Raw genomic sequence first — 14,234 nt, forward strand, 5'->3', positions numbered from 1 at the left:
TGCGTGTCTGAGCAAACAAAAATACCACAGAACAAAACGGAAAAACCATTTCATTGGTCACAGCTTAAAGAGCGTGGTTCAATGTTTGGTATTGAAGTACTGGTATTTATTTATAAAGTATTTGGTAAATGGCTGTTTAAAATTGTTTTAACACCCGTTATGTTTTATTTCTATGTCACAGGGCGTTTATCACGCCAAGCCATTTGGCATTATCTTGATAATCTCAATACCAGTATGGGTGAAAATAAACGCACTGGCTGGGCACGCTTTAAGCAAGGCTTTAAACTGTATTTTTCATTTGGAATGGCAATTTTAGATAAGTTTGATGCATGGCTTGGCAAAGTGAACATTAAAGACTTGGAAATAGCCACACCAGAAGGTTATCAGCAATTACTTGACGCTAAAGGTGCCGTGATTTTTAGTGCGCACTTAGGGAATATGGAAATTTGCCGTGCTATTTTCAGTATGGGGGATAATAAACGTCCACTCAATGTGATTACATATAACGAGCATACTCCATCATTCAACAATTTTTTGAAAAAAGTAAACCAAGATGCAGCAATTAATTTTATTCATATCAATAACTTTGGTCCAGATGATACAATTAAGTTAAAGCAAAAATTAGATGACGGTGAAGCGGTTATTATTTTTGCAGACCGTACTTCAGTTAATAATCCTAACAGTGTGCATCATGCTCCATTTTTAGGTGAAGAAGCCCCGTTTGCGGTGGGTCCTTTTGCATTAGCAAATATCATGGAATGCCCAGTGTTCTTAATGTTTTGTATTAACGAACAAGGGCGCTATAAAACGTATATAGAGAAGTTTGCTGACCCCATTAAAGTTAAACGTAAAGAGCGTCAAGCCTACTTTCAATCGATGGCGACTAAGTTCGCACAGCGTTTAGAGTTTTATTGTAAAAAAGCACCGTATCAATGGTACAATTTTTTTAATTTTTGGCAAAAAGCCACCGACAAAGATTCAAAGCCTAGCTAAATATCTGGAGAATGAAGTAAATGGAAAATAATAAATCAAACAACCTATTATTTGGCGCAGGCCGTTTAACAATTGAAGATATTATTAGTGTTGTTAAAGGTGATCGTGCCGTGGCGCTTTCAGGTGATAGTCATTTTGCAGAAAAAATTGATTCTGCAGTGGCCTTTTTAGACAAACTACTTGCTGAAGAAGGCCATATTTATGGTGTAACTACCGGTTATGGTGACTCTTGCACAGTGGAGATCCCATTGTCGTTAGTGCATGAATTACCAATGCATTTAACACGCTTTCATGGTTGTGGGCTAGGTGACTTTTTTACACCTGAGCAGGGTAAATTAATTTTAGCAGCGCGTTTAGCGTCATTATCGCAAGGGTATTCAGGTGTTAGCTGGGATTTACTAAAATTACTGGTTGAAATGATCAACCGAGATATTATACCTGTGATCCCACAAGAAGGTTCTGTAGGCGCAAGCGGCGATTTAACACCACTGTCATATGTTGCAGGCAGCTTAATAGGTGAGCGTGATACTTACTATAAAGATCAAGTTGTTAATTCGTTGGAGGCATTTGCAGCTGAAGGCTTAAAAGCAATTACACTGCGTCCTAAAGAAGGCTTGGCAATCATGAATGGTACGGCTGTTATGACCGCACTTGCATGTCAAGCATATGACCGCAGTGAGTACGCTAGCCGCTTAATGACGCGTATTACTGCCTTATCAAGCATTGCACTTAAAGGTAACAGTAATCATTTTGATGATATCTTATTTAGTGTTAAGCCTCACCCAGGTCAACAAAATGTTGCAAGTCGTATCCAACATGATTTAAACCATGTTGAGCATCCACGTAACTCGCATCGATTACAAGATCGTTACTCAATTCGCTGTGCACCACATGTAATAGGCGTGCTTGAAGATAGCCTGCCGTGGTTACGCAGCATGATCGAAAATGAACTAAATAGCGCCAATGACAATCCTATCATCGATGGTATTGGAGAGCATGTGCTGCATGGCGGTCATTTTTATGGTGGTCACATTGCGATGGCAATGGACTCAATGAAAAATTGCGTAGCAAACTTAGCTGATTTAGCGGATCGTCAAATAGCAACGTTAGTTGATGTGAAAATGAACCACGGTTTACCGTCTAATTTGAGTGCAGCATCTAGCGAACGCCGCTTTATCAACCATGGTTTTAAAGCAATACAAATTGGTTGTTCTGCATGGACTGCTGAAGCACTTAAGTTAACAATGCCTGCGAGTGTATTTTCTCGTTCTACTGAGTGTCACAATCAAGATAAAGTAAGTATGGGGACAATTGCAGCGCGTGATTGCTTACGTATTTTACAACTAACAGAGCAAGTATTAGCCGCAACATTACTGGCTGCCGTACAAGGTGTGCGCATTCGCATTTTAAATAACGAAATAGATGCCGCAGCACTTAATCCAGAGATCACCACAATGATTGATGATGTAGCTAGTTTTTGTGATTTACTAGAAGAAGATCGTCCAACTGATAAGTTACTTCGTCAAACGATTGAGTATATTCAGACGCAACGCTGGGCTTTGTATCCAACAGCTAAAGGTTAATTATGAAAAAATCCTACGCAATAGTCAGTGCTTATCTAGACATGGTTGTGCCGTTTTATGATGTTGATCCTATGCGCATTGTTTGGCACGGAAACTATGTAAAATATATTGAGGATGCACGCTGTGTATTACTCGATAAAATAGGTTACAACTACATTGCGATGGAAGAGTCAGGCTATATGTGGCCGATTGTTGATATGCGGTTAAAGTATGTTGCATCGGCTAAGTTTGGCTCACATATTCGTATCCATGCCGATTTGATGGAATTTGAAACGCGGATCAAAATAGATTACCGCATAGAATGTTTAGATACGAATAAGATACTCAATAAAGCGTATACAATCCAAGTTGCAGTTGATATAGAAACCCAAGAGCTGCAATTTGAATCCCCTGCAGCCCTGACTGATAAAGTGCTTACTTATGTTGGGTAAACTTACGCAATGCCTCTTGTTATGTGCTTTGTTACTGAGCGGACACACACTTGCTAACGACTTTAGTAACTTTGAAGTAAAGCAGGGCAAGGGGCAATTTAGTCAAGCGAAGCATTTTACATTTTTGAAGCGAGCAATTAAATCACAAGGTGAATTTGTTATTTATGAACAACATGTTTATTGGCACACAATAGACCCTGTGAGCAGTGAGATGTTATTATTGCCCAGTGGTATTTATCGCCGTTTAAACACTGAGAAAGCATATCAAACAGTTACTAAAGACAAACAGCTCAATCGTTTGCTTGCAAAATTACTCAGTGGTGAAATTGACGAACATGATTGGAAAATAACAGCGATTGAACAGTGCTATAAGTTAATACCTAAGCTTGATGATGTGGCTCTTTTATTTGCAGTGGTAGAGTTATGTTCGGCGGATGAGAATCATCGACGTATTGTGATCACTGATCAGCAGAAAAATGAAACTCACATTAGCATGCAGATCACAAGCAAGGAGCTTACCGAAGGTGACATGAATGCCGTCAAACTCACCCATTAAATCGATAAGTTCTCGTACAAAGTTAGTACTTTGGCTAATACAGTTACTGCTTCTTATCGCGGGCTTAATCTATTTGTGCTTGTTTAAGTCATTTTCTGTTGTTGCAGATATTAATCAGATTTTTACCGTTGAGCAAAGTGACGATATTCGCGTGGTCAGTGAGCGAATTGAACAACAGCATTTACGTCAGCACGTGTTACTCGTTGCTCATGAGAAGCGTGATAACGCAATTGAATATGCAGAGCAAGCAGCGGCATCACTTCGTACAATTAATGGCATTACTGTCAATCTTAGATTTGGATCATTACCCCAGCTCGACTCGATAGTAAAAGACTACATCCCTTATCAACATGCGTTTGTAAGTAATGCTTATAAAAATGTGCTCAGCAGTGGCAGTGCCGATGATGTCTTCACGTATCAATTTAGTTTACTAAATGAAATGGGATCCCCTTGGGTTGCCTCGACCCTTGAAATTGATCCAAGTTTGAGTTTAGCTGATTTTTTTAATCAACAAAATTTGCCCACGACGGGACTTAAAAATGATCAGGGCTATTTGATTGCCCAACAGACGAACCAAGCTGGCGCTTCTATTTATTATGTACTAGTTAATTTTGTGAGTGCGGGGACGGGCTTAGATCTAAATATTGCAAATGACATAGCGACAAAAATTGCAGAACTAAAGCAGCAAAACAAAGAGCATACAACTGGTGTTCACTATCTTGCGACGGGTGCTGCTTTTTTTACTGCTAATGCCAGTAACAGTGCTAAAACTGAGATGACGGTGTTTGGCGGCATTTCCATTATTGCAACCTTGCTATTGATTTTAGCAATCTATCGTAGCGCATTGAGTGTTTTATGTACGCTATTTGTGATTTCAGTCAGTATGTTATATGGCTATAGTGCATTGCGCTTATTTTTCACTGAAGTGAATATATTAACGTTAGTGTTTGCGGTCACTTTAATTGGTATTGCTGCGGATTACAGTTTTCATGCTTTAAGTGAATTACGCTTTAGCAAATTAAATCGCAGCAACCCATTATTAAGTATTCGCAGCTCGTTATTACTTGGTTTTATTACCACGACCGCAGGTTACTTAATTTTAGTTTTTACCCCATTGAGCTTATTTCAACAAATTGCCGTGTTTACTATGGCCGGTTTATTGGGAGCATTACTTACGGTATTACTTGTCTATCCGAGTTTGGCCGGTTTTATAGTAAAAAAACCAACCGCTATCCCAGGCTTTATTACACGGTTGAATCGTTGGCAGAAGATTCTGGTAAAAAAACGTGTAAATGGGCGTTGGCAAATCGCTTTATTAGTCCTGCTACTTGGGGGACTAAGTCTGGTCGAAAACGTGGACGATCCGCGTACGTTTTATCAAAGCTCAGCTGATTTAATATCACAGCAACAGCAAATCACAACAATATTAAATGCGCAGTGGGATAGCCCCTATATTTTAATTGCAGGTGATACACCTGAACAAACACTGCAACGCTCTGAGCAATTGATAGAGCCACTTACTCAGTTACAACAACAAGGAGTGTTGAGTGCTTACGCTAGTATTAGCCAGTGGCTACCTTCGATTGCTACGCAAATTCAATCACAGCAATTAGTAAAAAATGCACAGCAGTCAGGCTTATTCGAGCAGCTCAATACGGTGCTTGGGCTAGTCGTTGGTAGTACACCGAGTGATTATAAACAATTGGATTTTACGACATGGCAAAAAAGCCAAGTTGCAGCTTTATTTAATGACCAATGGTTACAAATTAATGGTCGATTTTACAGTATTATTAAGCTCAAAGGCATTAATGACTCTAAAGAAATTGACCGTATATTAAATAACTACAGCGAGGTTGTTTTTGTTGATAAAGTATCAGCCGTAGGTAAGAAAATAGGGCAGTTTAGGCATCATTTAATTCTTATTTACGCATTAGCTCTGATTGCTGCAATGTTGGTTTTTTGGCTACGCTATGGCGTTATTAATGCTATTACAGCGGTAAGCCGACCAGTAATAGCAATGATAATTGCGTTAGCTATGAGTGCCTTGTTTTTTGGTAGTTTAAGTGTGTTTAATTATGTAGCAGGGATACTGATCCTCGCCTTAGGCTTAGATTATTGTGTATTTTATGCGGAGCATGGTCATTGTGAAAAAATCACTTTGACCACGCTAATATCAGCACTGAGTTCACTGCTGGTCTTTGCAATTTTAATCGTTAGTTCAACGCCAGCTGTTAGTCAGTTTGGTTTTACAGTATTTATAGGCGTGGTGGTAGTGTTTACTATTTCTCCGCGTCTTGCTCTTGTTTCGAAAAGGAATATTTAATGACATCGACAGATTTTGATGTAACTATCATAGGTGCTGGCCCATCGGGGACAGTTGCCGCATGTTTATTAATGCAACATGGTTTGAGTGTGTGTTTAATTGAACGAGATGAATTTCCTCGTTTCTCTATTGGTGAAAGCTTATTACCTCAATCGATGGATTATTTACGCCAAGCTAATATGCTTGACGCGTTACTTGATAATGCAGATAAACTTGGCTTTCAATTTAAAAATGGGGCTGCCTTTTATCGCAGTGGTCACCACACTAACTTTAATTTTGAAGAAAAATTTAGTGAAGGCCCAGGCACGACTTATCAAGTTAAGCGAGCTGAATTTGATCATTTGCTCGCAGAAGAAGCAATAAAGCAAGGCGCAACCATTCGTTTTGGGCAAAATGTAACGAACTTTACTGCAGATGATAGTGGGACTTGTCTTGATGTTGTTGATTTAAAAACACAACAGCAGAGCAAAATAACCGCTCGCTTCACTTTAGATGGCAGTGGTTTTGGCCGTGTGCTTCCTCGTTTACTTGATCTAGAAGAGCCAAGCGAACTGTCACCACGAAAAGCAATCTTTACTCATTTTAAAGATAACATTGATTGCCCTAAGTTTGACCGCAATAAAATATTGATCACCGTCCATCCTGAGATCCCTGATATATGGTATTGGTTGATCCCATTTGGTGATAGTACTGTCAGTGTGGGTGTTGTAGGTGAAACAGCGCAAATAGAAAAACCAGATCAAAGCCTTGAGCAAACTTTACTTAACTTCATTCATGAAGACGATAACTTATCAACATTGTTAGCCGATGCTGAAATTATTGCTCAAGTGCGCACTATTGGTGGCTATTCCGCTAACGTAAAGCATTTACATGGTGATAAGTTTGCATTGCTAGGAAATGCTGGCGAGTTTTTGGACCCGGTCTTTTCATCTGGTGTAACAATTGCACTTCGTTCTGCGGTACAAGCAAGTGAATTAGTCGTAAAGCAATTACAAGGCGAAGACGTTGATTGGCAAAATGAATATGAAGTGCCGCTGCGTGAAGGGATCACGGTATTTAAATATTTTGTAAATTCGTGGTATGACACCAGTTTACAGTCTGTGATTTTTTTCGCGGATGGGCAACCTGATGTCAAAGCCATGATTTGCTCAATTTTAGCCGGTTATGCATGGGATAAAACAAACCCATTCGTTAAAAATACTGCACGGGGTTTACGTATTTTAGAACAAATATGTGAGCCAGATAACGCAGCACAAGACACTGCTGTCGTTTAAATGCGAGTGTTAAAAATACAGGTTAATAATCATTTGAAAATAGTACTTATAACCTCAGTAATATGGTTATTAAGTGCGTGTCAAATGGCGTATACACCAGTGCAAAATACGGCGATGTTTGAGCTAATGCCAGTCCCTACGGAACTTAATAATGGCGGGTGGTTAGAGAAATTTGAGTTCTCAGGCGTAGTTGAACAGTCGATGTTGGTATCTACAGAGTTTGTTAAACCAATGATCAGTGTTGCTGCTTTAAGTTTTGAGGGAGTGCCGCTTACACAGTTACAGTTTGATACGCATACTCAGCAATTAACAACGAGCAATACTTTAGAAATTGATCTTGATGGCAAAAAAATTATTTACGATATGCAAAGTGCATTTTGGCCATTAACTTCACTTGAACAATCGATAAATGAGCACTGTAGAGTCGTTGAGCTCACTGTTGATGGTCAAGTAACGCGCCGGTTCTATCGCAATGAAATCTTGGTTCGTGAAATAACGTATACTGGTGCTCTGACTCAGTTAATTGAGTTTGAGCAAAAGTACCGCTTAAAAATAGAAAGATTAGAAGAATATTAATATGCAGCAACCGCTATTTATCAGTCATTACGCCATGATCAATGCCTTAGGGCGAGATAATCAAAGTATCAAGCGTAACTTATTAGCTGGCAATCAGTCAGGAATTGTTAGTAATGATACTTTGTTAAACGAAGGCCCTATTTTTGTTGGGGCCGTGCAAGGTGAGTTACCAACATTGAATGATAGGGCGATCGAGTTTCAAACCCGTAATAACCAATTAGCAGCACTTGCCATCGCGCAACTCGCAGATCCAATTGCAGAGCTTAAACAGCAATATGGCGCCCAGCGTATTGCCGTTATTGTAGGTACGAGTACCTCAGGGATTGCTCAAGGTGAGCAGGCAATGAAAGCTCGTCACGCGCAGGGAGAATTTCCAAGCGAATATCATTATCAGCAGCAGGAAATGGATAACCTGGCACAGTTCATTTGTAGTGAACTGGGATTGCAAGGTATCGCGTTAACCCTTTCAACGGCGTGCTCTTCAAGTGCAAAGGCCTTTGCGACAGCTCAAGAAATGATTGCATCAGGCCTCGCGGATGCCGCTATTGTTGGTGGTGTTGACAGCTTATGCGGTATGACCGTCAACGGTTTTTCTGCTTTAGCATCAACTTCTGCGGGTGTATCTAATCCATCGAGCCGTAACCGCGATGGTATTAATTTAGGTGAAGCTGCGGCGTTGTGCATCGTACAAAAGCAAGGGCGAGTAAAATTATTAGGTGTAGGTGAGTCAAGTGATGCGCATCATATGTCAGCGCCGCACCCACAAGGGGAGGGCGCGGCGGCGGCGATGACCGCTGCACTTAATGCTGCATCTTATCAAGCGGGTGATGTTGATTATGTCAACTTACACGGTACAGCAACACCAAAAAATGATGAAATGGAAGCCATTGCTGTAGCGACAGTGTTTGGTAAAGATACGCCATGCAGTTCTTCAAAAGGAATGATTGGTCATACATTAGGCGCAGCAGGTGCAACTGAAGTTGGGCTATGTTGGCTATTAATAGGTGGTTCTGATTATGCACCTCATATATGGGATGCCCAACAAGATGAGAGTTTACCCGCAATCAACCTTGTTGCAGTAGGAACTCAACACCCAACTAAAATAACCACGTGCTTGTCAAACTCTTTTGCGTTTGGCGGCAATAACGTTAGTGTATTAATCGGATTATAGTTATGACCGTTCACCAAATTGAAGATGTATTACCGCACACCGCACCGATGATTTTAATTGATAGCTTAGATAGCTACGACGAAGAGAGTGGTCGTTGCTCGGTAACGATTACCCCAGACAGTAATTTTTATAATCCACAATCACAAACAGTGCCAAGTCATGTTGGTATTGAATATATGGCGCAATCGATTGCCGCATATGCTAATGCCAATCAAATAGATAGTGGTGCGACAGTCGCGATAGGCTTTTTAGTGAGTAGTCGCAAATATAAAATACATTGTAATGGTTTTAAACTAGGCAGTAAGCTTACAATTGATGTCACAAAACTTTATAGCGAACCCAATGGTTTAAGCGCGTTTGAATGTGTGATTCGAGAAGGCAATAGCATTTTAGTTGATGCCAAAATAAATGTTTTTCAACCTGAAAATCCAGAACAATTTTTAGCGGAGCAACTGTAATGTCACGACGTGTATTAGTCACAGGTTCAAGTAAAGGTATTGGTAAAGCGGTGGCTTTGCAACTGGCCAAAGATGGCTTTGATATTAGCTTACATTGTCGTTCAGGCATAGAGGCAGCGGAGCAAGTAAAAATTGAGATCAGCGCATTAGGTGTTAATGTTGATATTCTGCAATTCGATGTAGCCGATAGAGCGACTGCAAAAGCGGTACTTGATGATTATGTTGAGCAACATGGTGCTTTTTATGGTGTAGTCTGTAATGCAGGCATTACTGCGGATACGGCCTTTCCAGCAATGACTGATGATGAATGGGACAGTGTTATCCACACTAACCTAGATGGTTTTTATAATGTGCTTCATCCACTGGTTATGCCAATGGTCCGTACCCGTAAAGGTGGCCGTATTGTTGCTATGTCATCAGTCTCTGGTGTTGCAGGCAATCGTGGGCAAGTCAATTATAGTGCATCAAAAGCGGGCGTGATTGGTGCATCAAAAGCGTTGGCAGTTGAATTAGCAAAACGTAAAATTACCGTAAATTGTGTCGCGCCTGGTTTAATTGATACGGGTATGACTGATGACCTTCCAATTGCAGAAATGACTAAAATGATCCCAGCGAACCGCATGGGTAGCGCTGATGAAGTTGCAGCAGCTGTTGCATTTTTAATGTCTGATGGAGCAAGTTATATTACTCGTCAGGTACTTCAAGTTAATGGTGGAATGGCGTAATGAAACGTGTAGTAGTAACAGGTATGGCGTCAATCACTGCGCTTGGTGATAACTGGGATGAGTTTAAGGCTGCTTTAGTAAAAGGCGAAAATGCCGTTAAGCAGATGAAAAGCTGGGAATACATAGATGGTTTGAATACTAATCTCGCTGCCCCAGTTGAAAATTTTAGTCGCCCTGCACATTATTCACGTAAAAAAGTACGTTCGATGGGACGAGTATCGTTGATGTCGACCGTTGCGACAGAACGTGCACTTGAACAAGCTAAATTATTAGAACACCCCTCGCTTACTGATGGCTCAACCGGTGTATCGTATGGTTCGTCAATCGGCTCAACTGAACCGCTGGTGTCATTTGGTCGGATGATGGAAACTGGCTCTATGAATGGTGTAACGGCAACCAGTTATATTCAAATGATGGCGCATACGGCTCCTGTAAATGTAGGGGTGTTTTTTGGCCTTAAAGGACGTGTTATTACTACTAGTTCAGCGTGTACCTCTGGCTCACAAGGCATCGGTTATGCCTATGAAGCAATCAAGTTTGGTCGCCAAAAGCTAATGGTTGCTGGTGGTGCTGAGGAACTATGTGTTACTGAAGCTGCTGTATTTGATACACTTTATGCTACCAGCACGCAAAATGACACACCAAAAATGACACCACGTCCGTTTGATAAAAGCCGTGATGGGTTAGTTATAGGTGAAGGCGCGTCTACGCTTATTTTAGAAGAATATGAACATGCAAAAGCACGTGGTGCGACAATTTTAGCTGAAATAGTTGGCTTTGGTTGTAACTCTGACGGTCAGCATGTCACTCAGCCGACTGCATCTACAATGCAAGTAGCGATTGAAATGGCGTTACAGGATGCTGATTTATCTGCGGATGAAATTGGTTATGTAAGTGCCCATGGAACATCAACTGATCGAGGTGACATTGCAGAATCCCATGCAACTTTTAATGCTTTAGGTACAAAACCAATTAGCTCGCTTAAAAGTTACTTGGGGCATACTTTAGGTGCATGCGGCGCGATTGAAGCGTGGGCAAGTATTAATATGATGAGCGATAATTGGTTTGCCCCAACGATCAATTTAACAGAGATTGACAGTGAATGTGCCCCGCTTGATTACATCACTGAGCAAGGTCGTGAGATACACACTGATTATGTAATGAGTAATAACTTTGCATTTGGTGGGATTAATACATCACTTATTTTTAAGCGTTTTAGAGGTGAATAAAATGCGCTGGCTACTATTATTGTTTACTCTATTTAGTGGTGCTGTTTTATCCGCTTCTAAGCTGGAAATTGGTGGTGGCGTTTTTGCGGCTGATATTCCCCATTATTTAGGCTCAGATCAAAGTGAGCAATATATATTGCCAGTGCCCTATATCCGTTATCAAAGTGATGAGTTAGATTTAGATCGTAATAACCTAACAGGGTATTTATGGCAACATGATAAATTGCATTTAGATATTTCAGCAGGGGTTAGTTTAGCGGTTGATAGTAAAGATAACCAGGCACGAGAAGGGATGGAAGACCTTGATTGGGTCTTTGAACTCGGTCCTTCATTAAATTACTACTTACTAGGGTCACCTAAAGCCGAAGAACAGTTATATGTTGGTTTATTTACTCGTAAAGCAATGGCGACGGATTTTAGTTCACTGACAAATGCAGGGTGGCGGTATGGGCCGAGTGTTTATTTTGAAACCCTTTTGTTAACGGGTGATAATTATGAAATAACCACCACTATCCGAGCGAATGTAAACTTTGCTGATAGTCGTTATTTAAATTATTTCTATGGTATATCAGCGTTAAATAGCCGTATAAATCGCAGTGAATTTACCGTTGGTTCAGGATATTCAGGTACAGATTTATCTTTAGGGGTAAATTTTGATACTAAAAAATATTGGCTGGGTGGATTTGTGAAATATCACCACTTAGCAGATAGTAAACAGCAACGTAGTCCTTTAATTAAACAAGATAGTAATGTCTCAGTTGGTTTTGGTGTTGCATGGAAATTTTATACTCAACAAGGAAAATAAAGATGAAAATAGTTTATAGCGCTCTGTTATTGGCGACTACTTTAATAACAACAGCTGTTGAAGCGCGTGACGATATAACTAAATACCCAATTCAACAACTGCTAGAAAGCAGTAAAGCAAAGGATGCTTTATTAGATATTCCATTGTATTTTGCAGATCAAAGCTACAGTAAAGAAAGCAGTAAATACGGTGAAGTGATCAGTAATAAAAAAACCAATGCATTTGGTAAATCTGATACTGAAGCATGCGAATGGGTGATGCTTAGTGCGCTAAAAGCACTACAGCAACGTGCTGTGAAAGAGGGGATGAATGCGGTTGTTAATATTCAGTCGTATTATAAAAAACGTAAATTCATTAGTAGCACTGAATATGAATGCGGCGCGGGCACAATTATGGCCGGTGTGGCATTAAAAGGCACTTTAGTTAAGTTATAACTAACTGCTTACTTCAAATTGCTGTATAATTTGCGACCCTTGATAATGTGGCCGCAGGTTATACAGCATGAATTTTAAATCTTTTAGTTTTGCCCCTGAACTTCTTCAGGCGTTAGATGAACTTAACTATCACACCCTTACGCCCATTCAACGTAATGCTATTCCAGCAGTGCGTAAAGGCAAAGATGTTTTAGCCAGTGCCCAAACAGGCACAGGTAAAACAGCTGCATTTGCTCTACCTATTATTCAAAAACTATCTGAAGTTGAGCATACGCCAACAAATGCACCGCGTGCATTAGTATTAGCTCCTACTCGTGAGCTTGCAGAGCAAATAGCCAATAATTTTAAAGATTTTGCTAAGTATACTGCTCTTAAAACCGTTTGCCTTTTCGGCGGTGTTAACATAGCAGGTCAAGCGAATGGTCTAAAAGAGGGGGTAGATGTCGTTGTTGCTACTCCGGGTCGTTTACTTGATCATATTCGCCTTGGTAACTTGAGCCTTGCTCAGGTTAAGCATTTAGTTCTTGATGAAGCTGACCGTATGCTTGATATGGGCTTTATTGGTGATATGCAAACCGTGATCAATGCCTGTGCTGATGAGCGCCAAATATTATTATTTTCGGCTACATTCCCAGCGGCAATTAAGCAGTTTGCAAGTAAAGTGTTAAAGCAAGCGGAAATTGTGCGCGTTGATCAAACAAACAGCACTGCAGCAACTGTACATCACGTTGTTTACCCAGTAGAAGAGCGCCGTAAGCAAGAATTACTATCTGAACTTGTTGGGAAAAAGAACTGGCAGCAAGTGCTTGTGTTTGTAAATATGAAAGACACAGCTGACGAGTTAGTCAAAGAACTTAATCTTGATGGTATTCCTGCGGCTGTATGTCATGGTGATAAGACGCAAGGTAATCGTCGTCGCGCATTAAGTGATTTTAAAGCGGGTAAAGTTCGCGTGCTCGTAGCAACTGAAGTGGCCGCGCGAGGTATCGACATCGATGGTTTACCGCGTGTGATCAATATTGATTTACCATGGCTTGCAGAAGATTACGTACATCGCATTGGCCGTACTGGCCGTGCTGGTAATCAAGGTGAAGCAATTTCGTTTGTAAGCCGTGAAGAAGAAAATACTTTATTCGAAATTGAAACCCTAATAGGTCAAAAAATTGAGCGTGAATACTTACCAGGTTATAAAGTAAGTAACCGTGAAGTACTGATTGATAAAATTGGTAAAAAACCGTCTCATTTACGTCGTTCGCGCAGTAATAAAGTCTCTGGTCAAGCAACGGGTGAAGCTCGTGCAAAAAACCGTTCGCGTATTTCAGGTGTACGTAAAAGCCTTAAAGGCGAAAAGCTTGCTTTGAAAAAGTAATATTAAAAGTACACAAAGTGATAAAGCCTGAGTTTACTCAGGCTTTTTTGTTACTCTTATACCAATCGACTTAAATATTTAACCATCCTAGCGAGCTAAATAAAGCGCTAACTGCGTTATAATTTTTTCATGTACGACTGGATGCAGGAGGTAGAGCAATGCAGAAGCAATTGCCGAGAACAACACCATGTCAAAATTTATGCCTTGTTATCACTCCATTTACCTGTCGCTATAATTGGTCAGTAACTTAACACGATTGGTATTACTTAAAATATGGGCATAAAAAAGCCCCAACTTGTGGGGCTTA

At 40.4% G+C, this 14,234-nt stretch carries 14 protein-coding genes; all 14 read left to right on the top strand.

Translation table 11 applies throughout. The annotated features are described in order from the left end of the window. Positions 1-3 precede the first annotated feature (3 nt). The 14 genes from HJP15_RS00465 (at position 4) to HJP15_RS00530 (ending at position 13,927) form a co-directional block, all read left to right on the top strand. Complete coding sequence (locus HJP15_RS00465; protein ID WP_054203832.1) at positions 4-993, top strand: lysophospholipid acyltransferase family protein; 990 nt, start codon at positions 4-6, stop codon at positions 991-993. A gap of 20 nt (positions 994-1,013) precedes the next feature. Beyond that, a complete protein-coding gene (locus HJP15_RS00470) occupies positions 1,014-2,576 on the top strand; it encodes an HAL/PAL/TAL family ammonia-lyase (protein ID WP_054203831.1) in 1,563 nt (520 codons plus the stop codon). 2 nt (positions 2,577-2,578) lie between these two features. Next, entirely contained in the window at positions 2,579-3,007 is a 429-nt protein-coding gene (locus tag HJP15_RS00475) for an acyl-CoA thioesterase (protein ID WP_054203830.1), read from the top strand. Continuing rightward, the gene (locus HJP15_RS00480; protein ID WP_064435603.1) at positions 2,997-3,563 is read left to right on the top strand and encodes a LolA-like protein; all 567 of its coding nucleotides are present in this window, start codon (positions 2,997-2,999) and stop codon (positions 3,561-3,563) included. Before HJP15_RS00475 ends, HJP15_RS00480 begins: the two co-directional genes overlap by 11 nt. Then, positions 3,541-5,886: an MMPL family transporter gene (locus HJP15_RS00485; RefSeq protein ID WP_170172812.1), complete on the top strand. Its 2,346-nt coding sequence runs from the start codon at positions 3,541-3,543 to the stop codon at positions 5,884-5,886. The genes HJP15_RS00480 and HJP15_RS00485 overlap by 23 nt, the downstream gene beginning before the upstream one ends. Continuing rightward, the gene (locus HJP15_RS00490; RefSeq protein WP_064435602.1) at positions 5,886-7,160 is read left to right on the top strand and encodes an NAD(P)/FAD-dependent oxidoreductase; all 1,275 of its coding nucleotides are present in this window, start codon (positions 5,886-5,888) and stop codon (positions 7,158-7,160) included. The genes HJP15_RS00485 and HJP15_RS00490 overlap by 1 nt, the downstream gene beginning before the upstream one ends. An 84-nt stretch (positions 7,161-7,244) precedes the next feature. After that, positions 7,245-7,736 (top strand): DUF3261 domain-containing protein, encoded by a 492-nt coding sequence (locus HJP15_RS00495; protein ID WP_054203826.1) that lies wholly within the window; start codon positions 7,245-7,247, stop codon positions 7,734-7,736. A 1-nt stretch (position 7,737) separates the two neighbouring features. After that, the gene (locus tag HJP15_RS00500; protein ID WP_170172813.1) at positions 7,738-8,907 is read left to right on the top strand and encodes a beta-ketoacyl-ACP synthase; all 1,170 of its coding nucleotides are present in this window, start codon (positions 7,738-7,740) and stop codon (positions 8,905-8,907) included. A 2-nt stretch (positions 8,908-8,909) separates the two neighbouring features. Next, positions 8,910-9,365, top strand: a complete 456-nt coding sequence (locus tag HJP15_RS00505) for a hotdog family protein (protein ID WP_170172814.1) — start codon at positions 8,910-8,912, stop codon at positions 9,363-9,365. Continuing rightward, the gene (gene fabG, locus HJP15_RS00510) at positions 9,365-10,090 is read left to right on the top strand and encodes a 3-oxoacyl-ACP reductase FabG (protein WP_064435599.1); all 726 of its coding nucleotides are present in this window, start codon (positions 9,365-9,367) and stop codon (positions 10,088-10,090) included. The genes HJP15_RS00505 and fabG overlap by 1 nt, the downstream gene beginning before the upstream one ends. Next, positions 10,090-11,319, top strand: a complete 1,230-nt coding sequence (locus HJP15_RS00515; protein ID WP_064435598.1) for a beta-ketoacyl-ACP synthase — start codon at positions 10,090-10,092, stop codon at positions 11,317-11,319. The genes fabG and HJP15_RS00515 overlap by 1 nt, the downstream gene beginning before the upstream one ends. 1 nt (position 11,320) lies before the next feature. Further along, the gene (locus HJP15_RS00520; protein ID WP_212760594.1) at positions 11,321-12,124 is read left to right on the top strand and encodes a MipA/OmpV family protein; all 804 of its coding nucleotides are present in this window, start codon (positions 11,321-11,323) and stop codon (positions 12,122-12,124) included. A gap of 2 nt (positions 12,125-12,126) precedes the next feature. Next, positions 12,127-12,558, top strand: a complete 432-nt coding sequence (locus HJP15_RS00525; RefSeq protein ID WP_054454694.1) for a hypothetical protein — start codon at positions 12,127-12,129, stop codon at positions 12,556-12,558. 67 nt (positions 12,559-12,625) lie between these two features. Further along, positions 12,626-13,927: a DEAD/DEAH box helicase gene (locus HJP15_RS00530; RefSeq protein ID WP_054454692.1), complete on the top strand. Its 1,302-nt coding sequence runs from the start codon at positions 12,626-12,628 to the stop codon at positions 13,925-13,927. The last annotated feature ends 307 nt before the right edge of the window (positions 13,928-14,234 follow it).

This window comes from Pseudoalteromonas sp. NEC-BIFX-2020_002, assembly GCF_013002825.1.
Lineage (GTDB): Bacteria > Pseudomonadota > Gammaproteobacteria > Enterobacterales > Alteromonadaceae > Pseudoalteromonas > Pseudoalteromonas neustonica.